The sequence below is a fragment of the Planococcus sp. 11815 genome (genome assembly GCF_051096385.1).
GTDB classification, from domain to species: Bacteria; Bacillota; Bacilli; order Bacillales_A; family Planococcaceae; genus Planococcus; species Planococcus citreus.
Genome location: NZ_CP096991.1, coordinates 587,457 through 612,087 on the forward strand (window position 1 = coordinate 587,457; position 24,631 = coordinate 612,087).

The 24,631-nt window shown below is 51.3% G+C and carries 18 protein-coding genes and 2 riboswitches; of the genes, 16 read left to right on the top strand and 2 right to left on the bottom strand.

Annotated elements, in window-relative coordinates:
• Window positions 1-82 precede the first annotated feature (82 nt).
• From M1Q06_RS03105 to M1Q06_RS03120, 4 genes are all read left to right on the top strand, one after another.
• Entirely contained in the window at window positions 83-928 is an 846-nt protein-coding gene (locus tag M1Q06_RS03105) for a DegV family protein (RefSeq protein WP_274842326.1), read from the top strand.
• A 217-nt stretch (window positions 929-1,145) separates the two neighbouring features.
• Window positions 1,146-2,087, top strand: a complete 942-nt coding sequence (locus M1Q06_RS03110; RefSeq protein WP_434401496.1) for a sensor domain-containing diguanylate cyclase — start codon at window positions 1,146-1,148, stop codon at window positions 2,085-2,087.
• Window positions 2,088-2,120: 33 nt separating this feature from the next.
• Window positions 2,121-3,221, top strand: a complete 1,101-nt coding sequence (locus M1Q06_RS03115) for a threonine aldolase family protein (protein ID WP_434401498.1) — start codon at window positions 2,121-2,123, stop codon at window positions 3,219-3,221.
• Window positions 3,222-3,459: 238 nt separating this feature from the next.
• Window positions 3,460-4,452 carry a tRNA dihydrouridine synthase gene (locus M1Q06_RS03120; protein WP_404336455.1) on the top strand — a complete coding sequence of 331 codons (993 nt, stop codon included), beginning with the start codon at window positions 3,460-3,462 and terminating at the stop codon, window positions 4,450-4,452.
• Between the two features lie 41 nt (window positions 4,453-4,493).
• On the opposite strand, the gene M1Q06_RS03125 is transcribed toward M1Q06_RS03120, so the two are convergent.
• Window positions 4,494-5,288 carry a hypothetical protein gene (locus M1Q06_RS03125; RefSeq protein ID WP_434401500.1) on the bottom strand — a complete coding sequence of 265 codons (795 nt, stop codon included), beginning with the start codon at window positions 5,286-5,288 and terminating at the stop codon, window positions 4,494-4,496.
• Between the two features lie 250 nt (window positions 5,289-5,538).
• Between M1Q06_RS03125 and M1Q06_RS03130 the strand changes: the two genes are divergently transcribed.
• The 12 genes from M1Q06_RS03130 (at window position 5,539) to M1Q06_RS03185 (ending at window position 22,916) form a co-directional block, all read left to right on the top strand.
• The gene (locus M1Q06_RS03130; RefSeq protein ID WP_101189535.1) at window positions 5,539-5,760 is read left to right on the top strand and encodes a hypothetical protein; all 222 of its coding nucleotides are present in this window, start codon (window positions 5,539-5,541) and stop codon (window positions 5,758-5,760) included.
• A 171-nt stretch (window positions 5,761-5,931) separates the two neighbouring features.
• A riboswitch (SAM riboswitch) is annotated at window positions 5,932-6,040 on the top strand.
• A gap of 113 nt (window positions 6,041-6,153) precedes the next feature.
• On the top strand, window positions 6,154-7,545 hold the full coding sequence (locus M1Q06_RS03135) for an LLM class flavin-dependent oxidoreductase (RefSeq protein ID WP_434401502.1): 1,392 nt from the start codon (window positions 6,154-6,156) through the stop codon (window positions 7,543-7,545).
• A gap of 116 nt (window positions 7,546-7,661) precedes the next feature.
• The gene (locus M1Q06_RS03140) at window positions 7,662-9,176 is read left to right on the top strand and encodes a sodium:solute symporter family transporter (protein WP_434401504.1); all 1,515 of its coding nucleotides are present in this window, start codon (window positions 7,662-7,664) and stop codon (window positions 9,174-9,176) included.
• A gap of 439 nt (window positions 9,177-9,615) precedes the next feature.
• The gene (locus tag M1Q06_RS03145) at window positions 9,616-10,188 is read left to right on the top strand and encodes a copper resistance CopC family protein (protein ID WP_101189538.1); all 573 of its coding nucleotides are present in this window, start codon (window positions 9,616-9,618) and stop codon (window positions 10,186-10,188) included.
• Window positions 10,185-11,246, top strand: a complete 1,062-nt coding sequence (locus M1Q06_RS03150; protein ID WP_434401507.1) for a copper resistance D family protein — start codon at window positions 10,185-10,187, stop codon at window positions 11,244-11,246. The genes M1Q06_RS03145 and M1Q06_RS03150 overlap by 4 nt, the downstream gene beginning before the upstream one ends.
• 254 nt (window positions 11,247-11,500) lie before the next feature.
• Window positions 11,501-12,334, top strand: a complete 834-nt coding sequence (locus M1Q06_RS03155; RefSeq protein ID WP_434401509.1) for a DUF6920 family protein — start codon at window positions 11,501-11,503, stop codon at window positions 12,332-12,334.
• 103 nt (window positions 12,335-12,437) lie between these two features.
• Window positions 12,438-12,540: riboswitch (SAM riboswitch) on the top strand.
• Between the two features lie 104 nt (window positions 12,541-12,644).
• A complete protein-coding gene (locus M1Q06_RS03160; protein ID WP_434402805.1) occupies window positions 12,645-14,492 on the top strand; it encodes a bifunctional homocysteine S-methyltransferase/methylenetetrahydrofolate reductase in 1,848 nt (615 codons plus the stop codon).
• Window positions 14,485-17,922, top strand: coding sequence for a methionine synthase (gene metH / locus M1Q06_RS03165; RefSeq protein WP_434401511.1), 3,438 nt, complete (start codon window positions 14,485-14,487; stop codon window positions 17,920-17,922). Before M1Q06_RS03160 ends, metH begins: the two co-directional genes overlap by 8 nt.
• 356 nt (window positions 17,923-18,278) lie before the next feature.
• Window positions 18,279-19,280, top strand: coding sequence for an LLM class flavin-dependent oxidoreductase (locus M1Q06_RS03170; RefSeq protein WP_434401513.1), 1,002 nt, complete (start codon window positions 18,279-18,281; stop codon window positions 19,278-19,280).
• A 174-nt stretch (window positions 19,281-19,454) separates the two neighbouring features.
• A complete protein-coding gene (locus M1Q06_RS03175; RefSeq protein WP_434401515.1) occupies window positions 19,455-20,435 on the top strand; it encodes a TAXI family TRAP transporter solute-binding subunit in 981 nt (326 codons plus the stop codon).
• Between the two features lie 31 nt (window positions 20,436-20,466).
• Window positions 20,467-20,892, top strand: coding sequence for a DUF1850 domain-containing protein (locus tag M1Q06_RS03180; RefSeq protein ID WP_241663155.1), 426 nt, complete (start codon window positions 20,467-20,469; stop codon window positions 20,890-20,892).
• Complete coding sequence (locus M1Q06_RS03185; RefSeq protein ID WP_434401517.1) at window positions 20,889-22,916, top strand: TRAP transporter permease; 2,028 nt, start codon at window positions 20,889-20,891, stop codon at window positions 22,914-22,916. Before M1Q06_RS03180 ends, M1Q06_RS03185 begins: the two co-directional genes overlap by 4 nt.
• 538 nt (window positions 22,917-23,454) lie before the next feature.
• Here the strand turns inward: M1Q06_RS03185 and M1Q06_RS03190 are convergent.
• Window positions 23,455-24,426, bottom strand: a complete 972-nt coding sequence (locus M1Q06_RS03190) for a cation diffusion facilitator family transporter (RefSeq protein ID WP_434401519.1) — start codon at window positions 24,424-24,426, stop codon at window positions 23,455-23,457.
• Between the last annotated feature and the right edge of the window lie 205 nt (window positions 24,427-24,631).

Below are 24,631 nucleotides of genomic sequence, written 5' to 3' on the forward strand. Positions count from 1 at the left end.
GCTATGGCTTCGCCTCCTGTAAGTTAGCAGAAGCAGACAACTGCTTCCGATATGGAATTTGCATCTAGAGGGGATTTTTTCGATGAAGAAAATAGCATGGATCACGGATACAGCAGCGCAATTGGATGATGCATTCATCCAAAGGCATAATGTCTATGTATTGCCCCTTAGTGTCGTGTTTGACGACGGGTCGTACCGAGAGTCGATCGACCTGACGCAGGGAGAATTTTATAATAAATTACGTGCGGCGAAAGTGTCGCCGAAAACTTCACAGCCGGCCATCGGCGAAATGATGGCTTTATATGAAAAACTGCAAGCGGAAGGCTATGATTTTGCTGTGGCGCTTCATTTGTCGAGCGGCCTGTCCGGCACATTCGACAGCGCGCAATCAGCTGCCGAGATGGCGGATTTCAAAGTGTATCCAGTCGACTCGAAAATCGGTTCGTTCCCGATGGGGAAAATGATCGAAATCGGCAACGAATTGTTCGCAGCCGGCAAAGAACCCGAAGAAGTCGTAGAGACCATCAATCAATTAACCACCAAATCGCATCTATCGTTCATTCCATCGAGTTTGAACCAATTGCATAAAAGCGGACGGGTGTCAGGGACGCAGGCGTTTCTCAGCAATATCCTCAATATCAAAGTGGTCATCACCTTTGTGGATGGTGTCACGACGATGAAAGAAAAAGTCCGTTCAAACAAACGCGCTAAGGAAAGCGTCAATTCGGCCTTGCGCGCGGATATGGAAACTGGCATGGTGCCGGAAGTGGCGGTCATTCATTGCAATAATGAAGCCGGTGCGGAAGCGTGGAAAAATGAATTGATGAAGGAATTTTCGGGACTTAAAGTGGACGTCATCCCATTGAGCGTCTGTGTGGGCGTCCATGCCGGAGAAGGCACGACCGGCTTGAGCTGGGTCAGTTATTAAATCAGGAAAAATCACCATGAACCTTGGATGGACTGCGTATTCATGCGCTGCCATCCGGGGTTTTTGTTATTTCACTGTCTTTGAAGAAAGCTTCACGGGCTGCCGTTCTATGTTAAACTTTAATAAATATAGTTAAATATTGGCTATTTACAAGTGCTGTTAGATTAATTTACCAAAAGAAGATGAACAAGAAATCTGACACTAATTGAGGTGCTTAATGATGGTGACATTTCGGGAATTGGAAATGTATAAGAATTTTGATGAGCTGGCGGAAGATGTAATCGGCCTGGCCAAAGAGATTTTGCCGGATCAATTGTTTTACTTGAGCTCCATGAGCGAAGCCCAGCAAATAATTTTGAAGCATTCACCAAACGATACGGCGATCCCCATAGCGGAGGGCTTGATGTTGAATTTGGAGGATTCACTGTGCAGCCGCATCGATTTCAAGAACAAGCAGCCATTGGTCTATGAAGATGTCAAAGACGGGCATGCATTGGGAGCATTTGAGGAAAAGCTCGAAGCGGCCAATGTGCGCTCGTATTTGGGGCTGCCGATTTCCTTCATTAATGGGGAGCGGTTCGGCACTTTATGTGCGGTGAACGATGAAAAAAGCCAGTTCGATACAAAAAGCATCACTTTATTGCAGCGGATTGTGCGGATGTTCACTTATTACTTGGATCTCGAGCGCTTTGCATACCGGGATTCGCTGACGGATCTGTACAATCGCCATTTTCTCACGCGATTCTTTGAAGGAAATTCAAAAGCGGGAGGCGTGGTCTTCTTCCTCGATTTAGACGGCTTTAAAAAGGTCAATGATCTGTACGGCCATGATACGGGAGATGTGGTATTAAAAGAAGTGGCCTCAAAGCTGCAGCGGTTTACTGCCGTCCATCCGGATGCTTTGGCGATCCGCCTTGGCGGAGATGAATTTCTGGTCTGTTTTACCGAACCAGCCAGTGCAGCGGAATTAAGTGGATGGGCAAACCGTCTGCTTGACAGCTTGAGTGATTGGGAAGCCTATTACCCGCTGTCGGCGAGCATCGGCATTGCCCAATATGCGGCCGGTGGGGATTGTGATTTGAAAGAACTTCTTCAACAAGCAGACCAAGCATTGTATCAGTCGAAAAAAGCAGGGAAGAACCGCTATACGTTCTATTAAGTTCAAAATTAAGCGTTTTGAGGAGTGGGGACATTGGCTGAACTCAATCGACTGCAAGCGGCCTTTAAGCAATCGACGTATCAATTGGCGAATCACGGCACGCGCAACGCCGGCGTGTTGAAACAGGCTTTTGAAGACGTCGCGGATGATGTCGAAAGTGATTTGTATGGAAGTGGGCAGGTTATTGAAGAATTTCAGGAGAAGATGGCGGCGTTTTTAGGAAAAGAGACGGCAGTCTTTTTCCCGAGCGGCACGATGGCCCAGCAGATTGCGCTGCGGATTTGGTGCGACGATAAAGGGCTGAAACGAGTGGCCTACCATCCGCTCAGCCATTTGGAAATCCATGAAGAAGATGGATTGAAAGAATTGCATGGCATTGAATCGGTGTATTTGACCGACCCTGACCGTGTCGTGGAATTGAAAGATGTGGCGGAGCTGGACGAGGAAGTGGCAGCGGTGCTGTTGGAATTACCGCAGCGTGAAATCGGCGGGCAATTGCCAAGCTTCGAGACGCTGGAACAAATCTCGCACTATTGCCGCGACAACCAGATCAAACTTCATCTCGACGGCGCACGCTTGCTGGAAGTCACTCCTTATTACGAAAAGTCTGCAGCGGAAATTTGTGCTTTATTCGATAGCGTCTATTTATCCTTATACAAAGGAATCGGCGGAATTGCCGGCGCCATCCTGGCTGGGGACGAAGCGTTCATGAAGCAATCGAAAGTGTGGAAGAGGCGGCATGGGGGCGATTTAATTAGCCTCTATCCGTATATCATCTCAGCCGATTATTCTTTCGACGAGCGATCCGGGAAGATGGGGCAGTATTTCGAAGCTGCGAAGCGAGTGGCGTCGCTCTTTAATTCCTGCCAGGACATCGTGACTTTGCCGGAAGTGCCGGTTTCGAATATGTTCCATGTCCATTTCTCGCATCCTAAAGAAGAAATAGAACCGGTCATCGTGGAGCTTGAGCAAGAAACGGGGATCGGCCTCACCAGCTATTTGAAAGAAATCGATAGCGGGTCGTGTTATTTTGAAATGTCGATGGGAGACCGGTACGCAGAAATACCAGCAGATTTGGTTCAACAGGCGTTCAAGCAATTGGATCAAAAGATGAAAGAACGCTTTAGTGAATAGAAGATGGTCTATTCAGCCCTTCCAGGCAATCTTCGGATTGCGGGAAGGGCTTTTGCGTTCAAGCGGAAGCAGGAGCGACTCTCTTTCCACAGCGCGTAGAATCGTGTAAACTGTATAAGGTTAAGAAAAGCTAGGACGTATTGAACCGTTTGATCGTTTCGGATTTCCATTATAGATGATAGTGAATTTTTGGATGAAGGACTGCTTCATCCCGCAAGGAAAGGATTGGAATTGAGTTATGAAAGAGAATTTTTGGCGTGAATTGCCGAAGCCATTTTTTGTATTGGCGCCGATGGAAGATGTGACGAATGTGGTATTTCGCCATGTCGTAGCGGCAGCGGCGAGCCCTGATGTGTATTTCACGGAGTTTACGAATACGGAAAGTTATTGCCATCCGGAAGGCATCCACAGCGTGCGCGGGCGTTTGACGTTCACGGAAGATGAGCATCCGATCGTCGCCCATATCTGGGGCAACAAGCCGGAGCATTTCCGCGAGATGAGCATTGGCATGGCGGCGCAAGGCTTTAAAGGCGTCGACATCAATATGGGCTGCCCCGTACCGAACGTTGCCGCCAAAGGAAAAGGCAGCGGCTTGATCAATTATCCCGATAATGCAGCGGAGATCATCCAGGCCGCGAAAATGGGCGGATTGCCTGTCAGCGTCAAGACGCGCCTCGGTTACACAAGTGTCGACGAATGGAAAGGCTGGCTGACGCATGTCTTGGAGCAGGACATCGCCAACCTATCGATCCATTTGCGCACGAAAAAGGAAATGAGCGCCGTGCCTGCGCATTGGGAACTCATTCCTGAGATCAAAGCGCTGCGCGACGAGATCGCACCGGATACTTTGATCACCATTAACGGCGACATCCCGGACCGCAAGACCGGCCAGGAGCTGGCAGATAAATACGGCATCGACGGCGTCATGATCGGGCGCGGAATTTTCCATAACCCGTTCGCTTTCGAGGAAGTGCCTCGTGAGCACAGCACGCAGGAATTGTTCGACCTGTTGCGCTTGCATTTGGACCTCCACGATAAATACTCGACAGAGACCGAGCCGATCGCCTTCAAGCCATTGCGCCGTTTCTTCAAGATTTATGTGCGCGGCGTACGCGGTGCAGGTGAACTCCGTAATGATTTGATGCACACCGAGACAACTGATGAAGTGCGTGCTTTGCTGGATGCATTCCAGCTGGTCGCTGCAGGAAGCAGCACGCACACTGAATCGTAAAAGCAAAATCCCTTCCCGCAACTAGGCGGAAAGGGATTTTTTTAATTGGCGTCGCGGTAACGATAGATGGATTGGTAAGAAGCCGTCCGGACTTCGGTTTCAAATGAAGAGCGGCTCCAAATGCTTTCCTGGTCCGATGTTTCTTCCGTCTCAACTAGTTTCAATTCGCCTGCTTGAAGCGTCATGATTTTGGACTCCACAGATTTCAATTCGTTTTGTTCGTAGTCGAGCGCACGTATTTGCACTTGCACTTGCTTCGTGTCGTCTAAATTATTTTTGACGAAAAAAGCATTTTGGTAATCGCTCGAGTTGCAGTTCTCGGTTCTGCGGCGGACGCATTGTTTTTCGGAGCTCATGAACACGACAGTGATTTCCTCTTTGTCTTGCTGTTCATTTGCAGCGGCAATCGCTGACTCGAGCTGTGTGATATACGATGCTTTTTCCGCCAAAGGATAAACCCAGACGATGAAAAACAGGATCGTGGCACACAGGAACATTGAAACTGTCCAAGCAACTTTCGGGTTGTGGAACGATTTGGGGGCGTTTTTATAAACGATGCCGACGATAATATTGATGATCGACAGAATCACCAGGAAGGCACCGGCGACAATGAGGCCGACCATCAATTCAAAACCGTTCTGGAAAAATGCCAGCTGGTAGGCGTTGGAATAAAAATAATTCAGCGCTGCGCTGAGGATGACCAGTAACAGGAGCGCGGCCAGTGGTTTTTTCCAGCGGTACTTCTCCATCATGCCGGTTTTGTTGCTGATGCCAGTCCAGAGAAACCAGACGTAAGGAAGTAAGAAAATCAAAATGACTAATGTGACAATGCCCATGAGATCATGCCTTTCATTCGTGAAATGGATGTATGTTGCTATCAGTTAAATTATACGCAGCAAATCTACAAAAAGATTCAAATTTTTTACAGATCGTATTTGGCAGAAGGTGTTTTGCCAGTCAGGTATGAACAATGCTACAGAATGGCTCGAGGCGTGCTATAATAGATGACTTAAGGCAACTATGCGTTGTCCCAAGGCAATGGATGCCCAAAAGCCTCCAGCCAATCCTAAATTGAGGTGTAACAGAATGAATAAACGATGGACGATCGATAAAATCCGGACATTCGTCAACAACAATTCCGACAGCAAGTTATTGTCGACGGAATACCACGGATTCTCCCAAAAGCTCTTGTTCAAATGCGCATGCGGCAATAACTTCGAGAAGACTTTCACGAAGTTCAATAAGAACAACCAGCGCAAATGCGATACGTGCCAACCGCCAAAAGCACCACGCGGGCAGGAAGAATAACAGGAAACGCCAATTCCCATTGCAGGGGATTGGCGTTTTTCTGTGCAAAAGACAGAAGAATCCCCGGAGATTATGGAGACTGGCCCATCCGCTTTCTAAAGAAATAAATTATTTTTGAAAATTCGGTTGACTTCTCTATTTCCTAGTATTAAGATAGGGATTAATTTAATAATCTTATCCAGAGAAGCCGAGGGACTGGCCCGTTGACGCTTCAGCAACCCCTGATATCCATCAGGAAGGTGCTACTTCCAGCAAGGAGAGATTCCTTGGGAGATAAGAGAGCGGACCCGATTATTCATATAGCCCTCTTTTCTCATTTCAGAGAAAAGAGGGCTATTTTTATTTTCCACTGAGGGCTGCGGAAATTACGATTTCAAAAGGAGGAATTTGACGATGACGAAGAAACGGATTTATTTGAACGCTTTTGAGATGGTGTGCGCAGGCGGGCACCAGTCGCCGGGGTTGTGGCTTCATGAGGACGACCGATCGCATACGTACAAGGACAGCGAATATTGGATCGAGCTGGCGAAGCTATTGGAAAAAGGGAAGTTCGACGCGGTGTTCCTGGCCGATGTGCTCGGGACCTACGACGTCTACGGCGGGACGCGCGATGCGGCACTTCGCAATGCGGTGCAGACGCCGGTCAACGATCCGCTATTGGTCGTGCCGCTCATGTCATCGGTGACAAAGCATTTGAGTTTCGGGGTCACGGCATCTGTCAGCCACGAACATCCGTACACCTTCGCACGGCGCATGTCGACACTCGACCATCTGACAAAAGGGCGCATCGGCTGGAACGTCGTCACTTCCTATTTGAAAAGCGCCGCAGTCAATATCGGGCTCGATGACCAGATGAGCCACGACGAACGCTACGAATTCGCGGCCGAATATTTGGACGTTTGCTATAAATTATGGGAAGGCAGCTGGGAAGACGGCGCGGTCGTCCGCGACAAACAGTCGAAAGTCTATACCGACCCGTCAAAAGTCCATGACATTCGCCACGAAGGCAACTACTTTAAAGTGCCAGGCGCTCATCTATCCGAACCGTCGCCACAGCGCACGCCAGTATTGTTCCAGGCAGGCGCTTCGCCGCGCGGCAGGGAATTCGCCTCGAAGCACGCCGAATCGGTGTTTACGGCAGGGCCGACGATTCCCGTTGTGAAAAAAGGCGTCGACGCATTAAGAGAACGCATCACGGCGAACGGCCGAAACCCGGAAGATGTGCTCGTCTATACAACTTTCACCGCGATTGTCGGGAAGACCGAACAGGAAGCGCAAGAGAAATACGAAACTTTGAAAAGCCATGTCAGCTACGAAGGCGCACTCGCCTTGCTGAGCGGCTGGACCGGCATCGACTTTTCCGGATACGAGCCGGACGATACGCTTGAATACATCCAAAGCAACGCCATGCAATCGGCGGTCGAAGTGTTCACGCGTGCCGATCCGGACAGAAAATGGACGATCGGGGAACTGGCGACATTCGTCGGCATCGGCGGAAGAGGGCCGGTCGCGGTCGGAACGCCGGAGCAAGTCGCAGACGAAGTCGAGCGCTGGAGAGATGAAACCGGTGTCGACGGCTTTAATTTAGCGTACACGCTCGCACCCGGAAGCTTCGAGGACTTTGTTGAACTGGTCGTTCCGGTCTTGCAGGAACGTGGGCTTGTGCAGAAAGAATACACAGACGGCACATACCGCGAGAAAATCTACGGCAAAGGCCAAGCGCAATTGAAAGACAATCATCCGGGCAGAACGTTCAAGCACTTGCACGAACCGGCCAGAAATTAAAGGAGGAATGGGCATGCTGACAGCTTACTGGATCGCCGTCGCCGTCTTTTGGATCGTCGGGCTGACCTTATGGAATAAACTATACCCAAAACCGAAACCGAAAGGAGGCGAACGCAATGGGTGATGAAACAACTTGGCTATTGCCGCTGATTGGTGCGATGCTCGTCGGCTATTTCGCCTTGACGACATGGCTCGGGAAAAAAGGCAAAGCCCATAGCGGATCGATGAAAGGCTTTGCCATCGCGAAAGGCAAAGTCAATCCAGCGGTCGTCGGCATGAGTTTTGGCGCCTCATACGCCAGTGCGAACTTGTTTCTTGGGGTGCCAGGCTGGGCGTATACATACGGCTTATCGACTTTATGGTACACGATCGGCTGCTTCGGGGTTACGTGGCTCGGCCTGTTGCTGTTCACGAAAACCTTCTGGCGCTATGGGCAGAAAAATGGCGGCAGCTTGACGATTCCCCAGTGGCTTGGCAACCGTTATAACAGCAAAGCCTTACGCGTGCTCGTCGCATTACTAGTGCTGTTCAATATCTATTACATCGTCGGGCAGAACGTCGGCTTAGCTACGATGTTCGAAACGGTCATCGGCATTCCATATTTATGGGGCATTGCGATCGGCGTCATCATCACGGTCGTTTACGTCAGCCTCGGCGGCGCATTCGCACAGATTGTCAGCGACGGCATCCAAGGAGCGACGATGGCGGTTGTGTCGCTATTGTTATTCGTTTCGTTATTGTGGACAATCGGCGGCGGATGGAATGTGTTCGGCACGCTGCAAGCGGAACTTCGCGCGATCGACCCGGCACTCGTTTCGCCGCTGTCGACAGGCGGGCCGTTCTATAGCGGCTTCGCTATCTTGAGCATCCAGTGGCTGCTGTTTTCATTCGTGCTGCTGCCGCATTTGATGAATAAAGTGCTGACGGTCGAAAAAGAGGAAGACTTGCGGACCTTCACTTTATCCGCAGGCGTCTCTTTGTTCACCTTGTCGATCTTCTCGGTATTCGCTGGGCTCGCGGCGCGCATCATCTTGCCGGGGCTCGCATCGGCTGATAGCGCCATTCCGGCGTATATCATGGAAGCTTTCCCGGTTGTCATCGTCGCGCTGCTTGTCATGGGCTTGATCTCTGCGATCCTGTCGACGACCGACAGCTTGTATCTCGGCATCACCAACAGCATCGGCAACGATTTGTTCAAAGTGCTGGCCGTGCCGGTCCTTTACAAAAACAAGAATTTGACGGAACAGGAACTCGACGCCAAGGTGCTGAGGGCATCGAAAGTGTCGCTGGTCTTCATCGGACTCGTGTCGCTCTATATGTCGATCAACCGGCCGGAATCTTTAGCTTTATTGACCAACTTCGGGACCTCCGCCATCATCAGCGGCATCGCAGCCCCGATCAGCCTCGGCTATTTCTGGAAGCACGCCAATAAATCCGGCGCCATCGCCTCTGTCGTCAGCGGAGCGGGCTGCTATATGATCTTGACCGGCACCGGTGTCATCGAACACGTTTTCCAAGCGATGTTCTTCAGTTCGATCCTCGGCTTCACGTCGATGATCACGGTGAGCCTGATTGCCGAAACTGTGAAGAAGCGCGAAAAGACTTCGCAGGAAGCGGTTCGTGGATTGTAAAGAAACTGCCCAAAAGTCCCGAAATCATTCGGGGCTTTTGGGCTGTCGACAAGTTTAAGAAATCGTATTTTCCGAAGCTTATCGCTCGCTTTCCGTGGGCTCGCGCCCAAGCCTCCTCAGCCGCTGCGCGACTTGCGGGGTCTCGGTCGTCTCGCTTTACCACTGGAGTCGAGCGAACGCTTCTCCAAATACTCAGACAGGCCATTGATTATTAAATGTTGAAAAGCTAAGTTCATTTTAGACTTATAGCGGATTATGAACTTATTTAACACTTTGAAAAGCCCCGAAATCATTCGGGGCTTTTTCCTATCCCATCAATCTTCAGGAAAATTTCATAAATCCAAGTGCGCCGCTCTTGTTTCTTCCGTTCAAATGAAATAGGCTGAAAAGAGTTGATGAAAAATTGATTTGACCTAATAAGAAAGAAGGAATTATTCCGATGAAGAAAACGATGATTTTATTGAGCGCATTGCTGTTGTTTCCGATTTCAGCACAAGCGCATTCTGTGCTCGAAGCCTCGACTCCGGCTGAAGGGGAGCTCGTAACTGAACCGGTAGTAGCCGTTGCGCTCGATTTCAGTGCCGGCATTGAAGAAGGCAGTGGAATGACGATGACAATGGACGGGACCGCTGTCGATTTCAGTGAAGTGGCCGTCATGGACGACCAATTGATCGGTACGCCGGCCGAGGAGCTCGCAGACGGATCTTATGTCGTGGAATATGATGTATTGAGCGAAGACGGCCATCCGATACAAGGTTCTCTTGCTTTTGAGTTGCAGGCAGGTGAGGAAGAAGAAGTGACAGAAGAAGCGGCAGAAACAGCTGAACCGGAGGCCGATGAGGCCGAAGCCGAGGAAGCTGAACAAACTGAAGCTTCCGATATGGAACAAGCAGCAGCGAACGATCCGGAAGCCCCAGCAGAAAACAGCGGCTCCAGCATGACTTTGATCATTGCGGGAATCGCCATTATCCTGTTGATCGCTGCCGTTGTCTTGATGCGTAGAAAACGATGAGCTGGTTGATCGCGCTGTCGGATTTTTTTCTTTATGTAGTGCTGGCGTTCCTTGCAGGGGATGTCGTCTTGCGCTGCGTCAAATCGGAGAAAAAGCCGCTTGTTGAGGTTCCGAAAAAACTGCTCTTGCTTGCGCTTGCGCTTATTCCGCTGTTGCTTGTGCCACCTGTCATCCAGCTGGTTTTGCTGCTGTCGGAAAGCTTCGGAATGATGCAAGCGGTAGTGGATGTCACAACCGAGTTTCGCGCTGGCCAAAGCTATGTATTCGGCGTCTTGATAGCCGTGGCATGGTTGATCGTGGTGTGGCGCGACGGATCGTGGGTATTCCGCGCGTTTTGGCTCGTGCTCAGCGTGCTCAATGTGGCATATGCGAGCCACGCTGCGTCCATTGCGGATTGGCAAGGGTTTGCCGGGCATGCGCTTCATTTTCTGGCGCTCGTATTATGGGCAGGCGTATTGATCCACATCGCCTGGTTTTTGCGCGACGGGCGCAATTGGCGTGCATTTCTTAAATGGTTTACGCCGTTTTCTGTTGTCCTGATGATCATTTTAATCGGCAGCGGCATCTGGCTCATGCTGTTTTTCGTGGCGCCGGAAGATTACGCGAGCTCGTGGATTTTACCTTATGGACAGCTCTTGCTGCTGAAGCATTTGAGCATTGTGCCGCTCTTGCTTGCAGCGTTCATCAATGCCGTCTTGTCCCGAAGCGATGAGCCGAACCGCTCTTGGCTCAAAGTGGAGAGCTGGCTTCTGCTGTTGGTGTTATTGATCACCGCATTCATGAGCAAGCTCGCTCCGCCGCATAATATCAACGAAACGTTCCGCATGGAAGGCGGTGCGCCATTTGTCGAATGGGTCGCAGGACCGCAGTATCTTCCGGTCCATGCGGTATGGACGCCGAATATCGACGGTTTCTTGATGATGGCGATCGGCCTGATCTTCCTGGGCTTGCAATGGCTGAGATATCGCAAACAGCTGCCCGAATGGTTATCGTTCATCTTCGGTCTCGGGTTTGTCGCAGCGACTTACATTGGATTAATGTTCAGTTTCCTATTTTAATGAAAAGCCATCCTTGGAATGGCGAGTCCCAGAGACCAGTTGACGATGCTGTACTCGAAGACTATGGGACCGGCGTTGAAAAATATCTTGAACCGGCTCTTGAAAATCTAAACTGATGAATACCGAACGCCTCCGGAAGGACACTCTTCCGGAGGCGTTTTCTATTGCCGCGCCCAGCAGGGAAAATAAATGCCGTGTCGAAAGAGAATAGCAAGGAACAAAGTGCGCAGCAAAATCGGAGAGGGGTATGTGGCATGAAACGCAGATGGCCGGTTTTAGCATTGACATCACTTGGGGTATTCGGAGCTTACCGAAAGTACAAAGACATGACGCGGCTCGTCAAGCCGACGTGGCCGGAAGTCCGTCACGCCGGGGAGGTGGAAGAGGCAAGAACGGGCAATCTCCCGAAACCGATTGCCAAATGGCTGGAAGCAAGCGGCGCAATCGGCCGCGAACAAGTGATGGGCGTCTATGTAAAGCAAGTGGGCTGGATGAAAACCAAGCCTGACCAGGAAGAATGGACCGAATCGACCGCTGAGCAATACAGTTTTGTTGAACCGCCGTCGTTTTATTGGAAAGCGCGCATGAAAGTGGATGGTTTGTTCGTCACAGGATCCGACAGTTTTCGGGACGGCCGCGCAGGCATGCGCATCCGCTTCGCGGGGCTCGTGCCGATCAACCGGGCGATGCCCGACGGCAAGCTCGATGAATCGGCTTTGCAGCGCTTTTTAATGGAGATGGCCTGGCTGCCTGGGCTAGTATTCAGCCCATACGTGCGTTTTTTGAACAGCAACGAACGTTCCGTGGAAGCGGAAATGACCTATAACGGGTCGACCGCCAATGTGACTTTCGAGTTTGATGAAACAGGGCGCATGAAGCGGGCGCGCGCGATGCGCTATAAAGAGGTCGGGGAAGATGCCAAGCGCTTGCCGTGCATCGCAGAAGTGCATGAATGGCAAACAGTCGACGGCATCGAAATCCCGCGGCGCATCGACATCACCTGGATCATCGACGGCCAAGCGTTCACTTGGTATAAATTCACCGTCGAAGCCGCCAAATTCAACCCGCGCGTCCCGGATGCCTGGTAGAGATCAGAAATGTAACAGAAAGTTCTTTGTTTTTTGATAAATCACCTTGACCCAAATCACCGGAGGGGGTATCATGTGGGAATACTGAAAACTGCATAGTGAATTCTTATCTAGAGAAGTCGAGGGACTGGCCCGATGACGCTTCAGCAACCAGCCGCTTGCGGTCAGGTGCTAATTCCAGCAGGCACACGCCTGGCAGATGAAAAGGAACGAGTCCGATATCGTAAAGCCTTCTTTTTCATGGAAGGCTTTTTTTGTTTCATATCGATGCGTCCGCAGCTGCACGGCAAAATCAGACAGAGGAGGACGAATCATGTTATTAGATGAACTGAAAAAACGGATGCTGACGGCGGACGGCGCCATGGGAACGCTGTTGTACTCCTACGGCATCGAATACTGCAACGAGGAATTGAACATCCAGCGCCCGGAAGTGATCGAGAAGATCCACCGCGACTATATCGCAGCCGGTGCGGATATCATCCAAACGAACACATACGGGGCGAATGCCCATAAACTGGCGCGCTACGGGCTCGAAGAACAGACAGAAGTGATCAATAAAGCGGCAATTGCCATCGCCAATAAAGCCGCAAAAGACGGGGGGCAGTTTGTCGTCGGCACGATCGGAGGCATCCGTGGCATCCGCAAAAGCGATGCGACGCTTGATGAAATCGTCGCCATGGTCGACCAGCAAGCCCAGCATTTGTTGTCGGGCGACCCTGACGGCTTATTGCTCGAGACTTATTACGATTTCGAGGAACTCGCGGCGACCGTCAGCCACCTGAAAAAACTGACCGATGCGCCGCTCATTGCGCAATTATCCATGCATGAGCCCGGTATCCTCCAAAACGGCATGAGCTTGAACGAAGGATTGAAACGGCTCGATGCGCTCGGTGCGGAAATCGTCGGCGTCAATTGCCGTCTCGGCCCGCACCATACGATTCAGGCGTTCGAAGGCGTCGAACTGCCTGAAAAAGCGTTTTTATCCGCTTACCCGAATGCTTCGCTATTGGATATCGAAGACGGGCGCATCGTCTATGAATCAGAAGCTGATTATTTCGGTCGTGCGGCACTGCTTTTGCGTGAAGAAGGCGTGCGCCTCATCGGCGGTTGTTGCGGCACGACGCCGAAACATATTGAAGCGGTGAAAAAACGCATCGGCCATTTGCAGCCGATCACCGAAAAGAAAGTCGAAGAGAAAAAACCGATCGTTATCCGTGAAGCGGAAGCCTTGAAAGATAAGCCGCTGCACGAAAAAGCGAAAACCGAACGGACGATCATCGTCGAACTCGATACGCCGCGCCATTTGGATATCGAGAAATTCCTCGAAGGTTCAAAAGCATTGGACGCAGAAGGCGTTGATGCCGTCACGATGGCTGACAATTCACTCGCTTCGCCGCGCATCAGCAATATGGCGATGGGCTCAATCCTTAAGCATAAGCAGGATGTCAGACCTCTCGCGCACATCACGTGCCGTGACCGCAACTTGATCGGCCTGCAATCACATATTATGGGGCTGGACGCACTCGGCATACACGACATACTTGCCGTTACGGGCGATCCGACAAAAGTCGGCGATTTCCCGGGCGCCACAAGCGTCTATGATGTATCAAGCATGGAATTGATCCAGCTCATCAAAAAGCTCAACGAAGGCATTTCATTCTCCGGAAAACCGCTCCGGAAAAAAGCGAATTTCTCTGTCGCCGCCGCGTTCAACCCGAACGTCCGCGTCGTGGAGCGGGCTGTTCAAAGACTCGAGAAGAAAATCGAAGCCGGGGCGGATTATTTCATTTCGCAGCCGGTCTATACAAAAGAGAAAATCATCGAAATCCACGAGGCGACGAAGCATCTGGACACGCCGATTTTCCTTGGGGTCATGCCGCTGACGAGCATACGAAGCGCCGACTTCCTGCATAACGAAGTGCCGGGCATCAAATTGTCCGAAGAAGCGCTCGACCGCATGCGGGCTTGCGGCGAAGACAAGGACAAAGCGACCGCGGAAGGCATCCAGATCGCGAAAGAACTGATCGATACCGCAGCGGAATTGTTCAACGGCATTTATTTGATCACGCCATTTGTGCGCTACGACATGACGGTGGAATTGATCCGCCACATCCGACAACTAGATTTAAAGAAAGCGAGCGATCGTGCCTATGCCTAAACATCTAATTGAACAGCAACTCGAAAAACGCATCCTCATCATCGACGGCGCAATGGGGACGATGATCCAAAACGCGAACCTGTCTGCCGAGGATTTCGGCGGCGAAGAATACGACGGCTGCAATGAATACTTGAATATTGTGCGCCCCGATGTGCTTGAAGGAGTGCATGACGCTTATTTGGAAGCGGGCGCTGACATCATCTGCACGAACACATTCGGCGGCACGCCGGTCGTTTTGGATGAATACGGGCTCGGCCATCGTGCAGCGGAAATCAATAAAAAAGCGGTCGAAATCGCCAAAATCAGCCAAGCGAAATATTCGACGCCGGAATGGCCGCGCTTTGTTGCGGGTGCACTCGGCCCGACGACGAAAACTTTGTCGGTAACAGGCGGCATTACATTCGACGAATTAAAAGCCGATTTCCAGGTACAGGCGAAAGCCTTGATCGAAGGGGGCGCGGATCTGCTGCTTTTGGAGACGAGCCAGGATATGCTCAATGTCAAAGCGGCGACGATCGCGATACGCGATGCCTTTGAAGAAACCGGTGTGGAATTGCCGGTGATGATTTCAGGGACGATCGAGCCGATGGGGACAACGCTTGCCGGACAGACGATTGAAGCATTTTACGTGTCGATCGAACACATCAAGCCGCTTTCTGTCGGTTTGAACTGCGCGACGGGGCCGGAATTCATGACCGATCATTTGCGTTCGCTTTCGGAACTATCATCTGGCTATGTCAGCTGCTATCCGAACGCTGGACTGCCCGACGAGGAAGGGCATTACCACGAGACGCCGGAATCTTTGTCAAAAAAACTGCGCGGCTTTGCTGAAAAAGGCTGGCTCAATGTCGTCGGCGGCTGTTGCGGTACGACGCCAGCACATATCGCGGCGGTGCGTGAAGCGGTCGATGGGCTGGCTCCGCGCGAGCGCAATGAAACAAGCCATGGCCATGCGGTGTCGGGCATCGAAGTGCTCGAATACGACGAGTCGATGCGCCCGCTGTTTGTCGGCGAACGCACAAACGTCATCGGCTCGCGCAAATTCAAGCGGCTCATTATCGAAGGGAAGTTCGAGGAAGCGGCGGAAATCGCACGCGCCCAAGTGAAGAACGGGGCGCACGTCATTGATATTTGCCTGGCGAACCCGGACCGCGATGAACTTGAAGACATGGCGGCATTCATGCAGGAAGTCGTCAAAAAAGTGAAAGTGCCGCTCGTCATCGATTCTACGGACGAAGACGTCATCGAAGCGTCGCTGAAATTCTCGCAAGGCAAAGCGATCATCAACTCGATCAACCTGGAAGACGGGGAAGAACGCTTCGATGCAGTCATGCCGCTCGTGAAAAAATACGGCGCTTCGGTCGTCGTCGGCACCATCGACGAAATCGGCATGGCGGTCACGCGTGAACGGAAACTTGAAATTGCGGAACGTTCGTACGAATTGCTGACGGAAAAATGGGGGCTCGCACCGGAAGACATCATTTTCGATCCTCTCGTGTTCCCAGTCGGAACAGGCGACGAGCAATACATCGGCTCGGCGGTGGAAACGGTCGAAGGCATCCGCCTCATCAAGGAAAAGCTGCCGCGCGCTTTGACGATTCTTGGCGTGTCGAATGTGTCGTTCGGCTTGCCGCCAGTCGGCCGCGAAGTATTGAACGCCGTTTATCTCTACCATTGCACGCAAGCCGGGCTTGATTACGCGATCGTCAACACCGAGAAGCTCGAGCGCTTTGCGTCGATTCCGAAAGAAGAAGTGAAGATGGCGGAAGAGTTATTGTTCGAGACAACCGATAAGAACTTGGCGGACTTCACGGATTTCTACCGCGACAAGAAAAAAGAAAAAACGGAAGACGATATTCCGGATACCGTGCCGGAGCGTCTCGCTTACTATATTCTAGAAGGCACGAAAGAAGGGCTCATCCCCGATCTTGAAAAAGCGCGCGAGATGTACGAAGACCCGCTCGAGATCATCAACGGCCCGCTCATGGAAGGCATGGCGGAAGTCGGGCGCTTGTTCAACGACAACCAGCTGATTGTCGCAGAAGTGCTGCAATCAGCCGGCGTCATGAAAGCGGCCGTGTCGTATCTCGAAGGCTTTATGGAAAAGAAAGCGGACGATAGCGGCAAAGGCAAGGTCATTCTCGCGACCGTCAAAGGCGACGTCCACGATATCGGCAAAAACCTGGTCGACATCATCTTGTCGAACAACGGCTTTAAAGTAATCGACATCGGCATCAAAGTGACACCGGCGGCACTCATCGAAGTGATCCGTAAAGAACAGCCCGATATCGTCGGCTTGTCGGGGCTGCTCGTGAAATCCGCCAAGCAGATGGTGCTGACGGCACAGGATTTCCGTGAAGCGGATATCGACGTGCCGATTTTAGTCGGCGGTGCGGCCTTGTCCCGACGCTTCACCGAAACGAAAATCGCCGCCGAATACAACGGACCGGTCATTTACGCCAAAGACGCGATGCAAGGGCTGGACCTCGCGAACCGACTGCAAAGCGGCGCGGGAAAAGCAGTCTTGCTTGAAGAACTCGGCGCCCAACAGGAAAAGCGCCAAGCACAAGATGCAGCGCGCGCCGAAAAAGGCGCTGTCGCCATTTTGGAAAAACCGGTCAAGACCGTGCGCGAAGATGCGCCTGTTTACGTGCCGAACGATTTGCGCAGGCATGTATCGAAAGAGTATTCAGTCGCGCATCTATACCCGTACGTCAATATGCGCACATTGATCGGCCATCACTTGGGGCTGCGCGGCTATAGCGACAAACTGTTGCAGCAAGGCGATGCGCGGGCGGTGGAACTGCACGAACTTGCGACGAAGTTTCTCCAGTCGGGAATGTTGAAGCCGGCAGGGATGTATCAATTCTTCCCGGCGCAATCGGACGGAGACGATGTCATCATCTACGACCCGAAAGACGCCAAGACGGAAATCGAACGCTTCACGTTCCCGCGCCAAGCTAAAGCGCCATTCCTCTGTCTGGCTGATTATTTGAAATCAACCGCAAGCGGCGAGATGGATTACGTCGCATTCATGCAAGTGACGGCAGGGCACGGGGTACGTGCGGAAGCGACACGCTTGAAAGAGGCAGGGCGTTTCCTCGAGAGCCATGCACTGCAAGCGACCGCTTTGGAACTTGCGGAAGGATTCGCAGAACGCATTCATCAGGAAATCCGCGACCAATGGGGCTTCCCGGACGCGACGGACTTCTCGATGCGCGACCGGTTCGCGGCGAAATACCAAGGGCAGCGCTTCTCGTTCGGCTACCCGGCCTGCCCGAATCTGGAGGACCAGGCGAAACTATTTGGCCTCATCAAACCGGAAGACATCGGTGTCCACTTGACCGAAGAATTCATGATGGACCCGGAAGCATCGGTTTCGGCGATCGTCTTTGCCCACCCGGATGCGCGTTATTTCAATGTAGAATAATGGAAACGGACCAGGGAAGCCTGGTCCGTTTTTTAAAATTGGACAATTAAAGTCAATGTGGCTTTCCGAAGTTTACTGCCCGCTTTCCGTGGGCTCGCGCCCAAGCCTCCTCATCCGCTTCGCTCCTTGCGGGGTCTCGGTCGTCTCGCTGATCCACTGGAGTCGGGCAGACACTTCTCCAAGCCACTTTGCCTTTGCATTAATTTTTGAGTCTGTAAGGATACCTGCTATTTGATGAGTTTAAGTAGTCATTCCTTCTTCAATAATCTGAAAATCAACGTGAAATCAATGATCCGTTTTTTCAATGGGCTCGAGTGGTATGATGAAGAATAGAGAGTTAAAGGAGGTGCGGACGTATGACCGTCTTGAATATTTTGGATTACTCGCCGATTGATGAAGGCGAAACGGCAGCTTCCGCGCTTCGCTCAACTGCGGAATTGGCAAAACTGGCAGATCGATTGGGATACAAACGCTATTGGGTCGCGGAACACCATCAAGTGTTTTCAGTTGCCGGCAGTACGCCGGAAATGCTCATGATGCATTTGGCAACGCTCACCGAACGCATACGCATCGGCTCGGGCGGCGTCATGCTGCCGCATTACAGCGCCTATAAAGTGGCGGAGAATTTCCGCCTGCTTGAAGCGCTGCACCCGAACCGGATCGATCTCGGCGTCGGGCGTTCCCCGAGCTTCCGGCTCGTCAACCAGGCACTCAATGAATCGAAAGGCAAGCGCGTTCCGTATGCCCAGCAGCTCATCGACCTGGAAAAATATTTCACCGACGATGTGGATAGCGACCACCGATTCCAGAAACTGAAAGCGACACCGATCACGGAGACAGCGCCTGAATTGTGGCTGCTCGGGACTGGCGAAGGCTCGGCGAAACTCGCGGCGGAACGGGGCATGGCTTATGCCTATGCTCATTTCGCCCGTCCTGAAAAAGCGGGAATCGATGCGATCAACCGCTACCGCGAGACGTTCATCCCGTCCGGATTGCGTGAGCAGCCGTATGTCGTCATCGCTGTTTTCGCCATTGTCGGCGAGACGGAAGAACAAGCCGAACAGCTCGCCAAAGCATTCGATTTGTGGCTGTTGTTCGTCGAATCGGATTTCCAGCCGCCGTATTATCCATCGGTCGAAACGGCTCAAAAGCGGCGGCTCAGTGCAGTCGAGCAAGAACGCGTCGAGCGCAACCGGAGCCGCATGCTCGTCGGAACGGCTGAACAAGTCAAGCAGCAAATTGAAACGGTTGCCGGCCAGTTCGGAGCTGATGAAATCACCATCATCCCGAATATTGCCGGCCATCAAGCGCGTATGGATACTGTGCGTTTGCTGGCTGAAGCATTTGATATGCAGTGAAACTATTAAGAAATCCAATATAAGCCAGGATTTCTTAGTATTTTCCTGATAATGGGATAGTTTAGGTGAATAAGTATTCGGAAAACTCTATAAAAACTGAGAATATGCAATATTGCCTTTTATTTAAGGAAATTGTCCTTTATAATAGTGAAAAAGCTATTAGGAGGAGAACATATGAACAAATATAAATTAAGCGCTTTCACGGCTGTAGTCGCTGGCGCTATGACGCTTGCAGCTTGCGGCGGCGGTGAAGAAGCAGGATCCGGTGGCGAGGGCGGAGGAGAAGGCCTCGAATCGAACATCGTGACAATCGCAACGGGCGGTGCATCCGGCCCTTATAATATCATCGGCTCTACGCTTGCAGATGTTTACAGCAATGAGTACGGCGTCAACTCCCGTACACAGACAACGGGCGCATCAGTTGAAAACGTTAACTTAATGAAGGAAGACAAAATCGAAATGGCATTCACGATGAGCGATGTTGTCAGCCAGGCAGTTGAAGGAGAGGAAAGCTTCACCGAGCCGACAGACAAAATCCGCCAAATCGCTGCGCTTTACCCGAACTATGTGCAGATCGTCACGACAGAGGATTCCGGTATTGAAACTTTCGATGACCTTGTCGGCAAACGCATCGCCGTCGGTGACCAGAACTCCGGCGTTGAGGTCAATGCCCGCACGCTTCTTGAAGGACACGGCATTACATATGACGATATCGAAGTTGATTACCTAGGCTATGCAGAAGCGGCAGATGGCTTGCGTGCCGGCCAATTGGACGCGGCGTTCTTGACGAGCGGCTTGCCGAACGCATCGCTTTTGGAGCTTTCTGAAACACTCGATATCCGCATGGTGTCGATTGACCCTGCCGATGTAGAGGAAATTGCACAGGACAAGAGCTATTTCGTTGCACTTGAAATCCCTGCAGACACGTACGGAAACGAAGAAGCGGTTCCGACTGCAGCGATCATGAATGCTTTGATCGTCGATTCAGAGATGAGCGAAGACGATGTCTACAAATTGACGCAGACTTTCTTCGACAACCTGGAAACACTCGGAAATTCCCATCAGGCAGCAACCGACATCACGCTTGAAAAAGCGCAAGAAGGCCTAGTGGCGCCATTGCACCCAGGCGCTGAACGCTACTATAGTGAACAATAAAAAGCTTTTGGGGGGAGGAGCATTCATTGCGGTGCTCCTTTTTTTCCTGCTGATAAAACTGCCGGTCATTGCCTTTGAAACGGGTGGCGAGCGGTTTTATTTGAAGGAAGAGGCGTTCGAATTATCGTGGATCCATTCGGTCGAAAAAGAGGAATGGCGCGAATACTACGAACGCAACGGACAGACGCTGCTGTTAACGGAAACCCATTTCAAGACATTCGGGGCAGGGGTGCCGTCAGATGGCACGATTTTGCCGTCAGATGACGGATTCGTCCATATGCAGATCGACCGGGAATTCGAAGAACTGAATTTGACTGTTTCGGAAAATGCCCAGACCGTCATACGTACAGGCGGCCGGGAAATCCCGCTGCACGCCTTAGCCGATGATTATGAAACATTCCAGATTTCGGTCGACTATATTCATTTATGGAATTATGTAGGAGGGAAGACATTATGACCAAAGACAACCGGGATTTAGATGTTGAGAGCGTCTCGGCGCACGAAGAAGACAAAAACCTTAACCAGGAAGTGCTGGAGAAATACGATGTGGACGCCAAAGTCCGCAAATTGCGCAGCCGCAATATCGTCTTTGCCATTGCAGCGATCGCCATCGCATATTCCCTTTATCACCTATGGGTGACATTCAATCCGCTGCCTGCACTTCAGGCGCGCTCGATTCACGTAGCAGTCGGGATGGGGCTTGTGTTCCTGGTCTATCCTGCATTCAAAAAGCAGGACAAGACGCGCATCCCATTCTATGACTGGATTTTGTTCTTATTCAGCTTGGCGACCGCTGGGTATTTGATCTATGAATACGAAGCGATCATGACGACGCGCGGCGGGATTCCGAATACGCTCGATATCATTATGGCCATCGCGACCGTTGTCTTGGTTCTCGAAGCGGCGCGCCGTGTAACCGGCATCATCCTGCCGATTCTCGCGCTCGTGTTCCTGGTCTATCCGTTCATCAGCCATTTCTTGTGGATGCCGGATATGCTCATGACACGCCCATTTGACCTCGGCGATATTTTCGGACAGCTTTATTTGAAAACGGAAGGTTTGTATTCGACAGCGATTTCCGCTTCCTTGCAATTCATCTTCCTGTTCATCCTGTTTGGCGCATTCCTTGCGAAATCGGGGATGGGCCAATTGTTCAACGACTTGGCGATGGCGCTAGCCGGATCCAAGCAAGGTGGGCCAGCGAAAGTAGCGGTCATCTCGTCCGGATTCATGGGAAGCATCAACGGTTCCGCAATCGCCAACGTCGTTGGAACCGGTGCATTCACCATCCCCTTAATGAAAAAAATCGGCTACAATAAAAACTTCGCAGGCGCCGTCGAAGCGAGTGCTTCGGTCGGCGGGCAAATATTGCCGCCGATCATGGGGGCCAGTGCCTTCATCATGGCCGAGACGACAGGCATCGCCTACGGCACGATTGCGCTTGCTGCACTCTTGCCAGCGGTCCTGTATTTCCTCGGGGTCATCATGCAAGTCCATTTCCGCGCCGGCAAAGACAGCTTACGCGGCATTCCGAAAGCTGACTTGCCGCGCACGAAAGAAGTATTGAAAGAAAAAGGGCATTTGCTATTGCCGATCGTAGGGCTTGTGTTCATGCTCTACACCGGCATGCCGATCGCTTATGCCGCTTTCTACACAATCGTCCTGACAGTAGTCGTTGCGGCATTCCGCAAATCGACGCGCATGGGCGTACGCGATATCCTCGAAGCGCTTGAAAACGGCGCGCGCCAATCGCTTTCCGTCATGATCGCCTGTGCGGTCGTCGGAATCATCATCGGCGTCGTCAGCCTGACAAGCTTCGGGACGGTCATGACTTCTGCCATCACGGCGTTCGGTGCAGGATCCCTGTTCTGGACTTTGTTCCTGACGATGCTCGCATCGATCGTGCTTGGCATGGGCTTGCCGTCCATCCCGGCGTACATCATCACAGCGACCATGACAGCACCGGCGCTTGCTGAATTCGGCATCCCGGTTCTCGTTGCGCATTTGTTCGTGTTCTACTTCGGGATTTTCGCGAACATCACGCCTCCTGTCGCACTGGCCGCCTTTGCGGGTGCCGGGGTGTCCGGCGGGGATCCGATGCGAACCGGCTTCAATGCCTTGAAGCTTGCGATTGCCGGGTTCATCATTCCGTATCTGTTTGTCTACAATCCAGCGATGCTGATGATCGATACGACAGATGTAGCTGTCAACGCGACAGAATTCGCCTTGCCGCCGATACTCGAAATCATTATGATCACCATCACGGCGATTATCGGCATCATCGCACTGAGTGCTGCGGCAGAAGGCTATTTCCAGACACGCATGAATGTCGTGACGCGAATCCTGCTCGGCATCGGGGCATTGATGACGATCTTCCCCGAAACCTTGACGGATACGATCGGCCTAATCATCGTCCTCGGGATCTTCGCCTTGAATTACATGAATGCACGCAAGAAAAATCAGGCCGCAAACACGGCCTGATGAAGAAAATGAAACCGCCAGGAATTTTCCTGGCGGTTTTTTTGCTTCGATTGTATGCTCTGCGATATGGTGTCAAATCTTTTAAGAGAAGTAAGTAGAATAGCTTGTGCTATTAGACTGCGTTGCGGGGGGCTGCTTGAGGCTCGCAGGGTGTGAGTCATGCAGCTGATGCGACAGGACGTCGCGCTTTCAGCTGCCCGAAGATGGGGCGGGTGCCCGGCCAACGTGCCAAAGAAAAAAAGCCTGCGACATATCTGCAAGCAGATATGTCGCAAATGAATAAGCTCAGCTCCCCTTCACTTATTCATTCGCGCGGTCCCACAGGCGTCAGCCCCCTCCACTTCGTCTTTAGTTTTAGAGCGTAAGATTGTTTCTTCAGTTTTAAAGTGAATTGTGGAAGTGCATCATATTCTATAGTTTTCTTCAAACAGCTCGAAGAATGAAGTATCAGATATCTCGATCCGTTAAACAAACCAACAAACTTAACCCATTCAACGGTCGGCTTTTCAGACGTGCCATCTCAGGAAGCGATTATTCCTTACTCCTGCGGTTTGGTCCAAGTGACTTTCCCGTCATCCTTGTCAAATTCAATGATGACGTCTGTGACATTCTTTATCTTTTCTTTGAGCCTTTGCTCAATATAATCCCGGATATCGTCTGCTTCTTCGATCGTCATTGACGGATCTACTTCCACCTTGATTTCGATATGAAGGCTATCTCCTTCTTTAATGGCATATAAATCTTGAATATCGCTTATTTGCGGGTGCTCCATGATTTTGCTGCCGATGCGAGCCTGCAGCCCGAGATCCGCAACTCCGAGAACGCCGGCTGCATTGTCGAGGAAAATTCGGCCGACGACTACAATAAGCGAAATCCCGATGATGATGGAGGCATAGCCAGTTGCGCTATGAAATGGTGTATAGGTGGAAATAACAATAGCCAATAACGCCAATAAGGCTCCGCCGACTGCCACATTGTCTTCTAGAAAGACCAGTTTGGTGGCCGGTTTTGCTTCTTTGGCATGCTTATAACTCATTGGAATGATCTTAAATCCACTAACTTGATCTTTCGGTAAATGCTCCGTGATTTCTTTCATTGCTTTATAAAGAACGGCGGCTTCAAGCATAGCAGCTGTTCCTAAGACACCGATATTAAGCCAAAACCAATCCTCGGAATGTGTGGCATCTGAAATGTGATGGATTCCCTCAACAATCGTTTCATAGGCAAGCACCCCGACTACCAGGACCGCACCTAATAAAACAAGGTTCACTAGCCGGCCAAATCCGCCCGGAAACCGTTCTGTAGGCTCTTTTTTGCTGAGTGCAGAACCTATAAAAACAAAAAATTGGTTAGCAGCATCGCCGTAACTATGCATCATTTCTGCAAACATCGCGACGTTGCCGGTAATGAGGTAAGCGGCGGTTTTTATGATGGCGACCACTGTGTTTACAATAGCTGCCCACAAAGCCGATTTCGTGCCGAACTTCAGTAATCCGATAAATTCCTTCATAATTTGTGCCTTCCTTCTGGAAAAAATTAAGAGTTTACGTAGTTTTATTCCCTGAATGGCTGCCTTGAAACTTAATGATTGCGCTGAAGAAAAAGCGAACCTAGAACCAGCGTGATGGGGGCGGACATGCTTAACCCACGGTTTCGCAGAGAATTTATTAAGGAAGTGACTGTATGCCGTAGAGATATCGCTTTTTCATCCAATA

Bases quoted from the DNA above. Each gene is read 5' to 3' on its own strand.
- M1Q06_RS03185 (WP_434401517.1), top strand. From the start codon at position 20,889: ATGACCAAAGACAACCGGGATTTAGATGTTGAGAGCGTCTCGGCGCAC.
- M1Q06_RS03190 (WP_434401519.1), bottom strand. From the start codon at position 24,426: ATGAAGGAATTTATCGGATTACTGAAGTTCGGCACGAAATCGGCTTTG.
- M1Q06_RS03130 (WP_101189535.1), top strand. From the start codon at position 5,539: ATGAATAAACGATGGACGATCGATAAAATCCGGACATTCGTCAACAAC.
- M1Q06_RS03175 (WP_434401515.1), top strand. From the start codon at position 19,455: ATGAACAAATATAAATTAAGCGCTTTCACGGCTGTAGTCGCTGGCGCT.
- M1Q06_RS03110 (WP_434401496.1), top strand. From the start codon at position 1,146: ATGATGGTGACATTTCGGGAATTGGAAATGTATAAGAATTTTGATGAG.
- M1Q06_RS03145 (WP_101189538.1), top strand. From the start codon at position 9,616: ATGAAGAAAACGATGATTTTATTGAGCGCATTGCTGTTGTTTCCGATT.
- M1Q06_RS03140 (WP_434401504.1), top strand. From the start codon at position 7,662: ATGGGTGATGAAACAACTTGGCTATTGCCGCTGATTGGTGCGATGCTC.
- M1Q06_RS03120 (WP_404336455.1), top strand. From the start codon at position 3,460: ATGAAAGAGAATTTTTGGCGTGAATTGCCGAAGCCATTTTTTGTATTG.
- M1Q06_RS03135 (WP_434401502.1), top strand. From the start codon at position 6,154: ATGACGAAGAAACGGATTTATTTGAACGCTTTTGAGATGGTGTGCGCA.
- metH (WP_434401511.1), top strand. From the start codon at position 14,485: ATGCCTAAACATCTAATTGAACAGCAACTCGAAAAACGCATCCTCATC.
- M1Q06_RS03150 (WP_434401507.1), top strand. From the start codon at position 10,185: ATGAGCTGGTTGATCGCGCTGTCGGATTTTTTTCTTTATGTAGTGCTG.
- M1Q06_RS03105 (WP_274842326.1), top strand. From the start codon at position 83: ATGAAGAAAATAGCATGGATCACGGATACAGCAGCGCAATTGGATGAT.
- M1Q06_RS03125 (WP_434401500.1), bottom strand. From the start codon at position 5,288: ATGGGCATTGTCACATTAGTCATTTTGATTTTCTTACTTCCTTACGTC.
- M1Q06_RS03170 (WP_434401513.1), top strand. From the start codon at position 18,279: ATGACCGTCTTGAATATTTTGGATTACTCGCCGATTGATGAAGGCGAA.
- M1Q06_RS03155 (WP_434401509.1), top strand. From the start codon at position 11,501: ATGAAACGCAGATGGCCGGTTTTAGCATTGACATCACTTGGGGTATTC.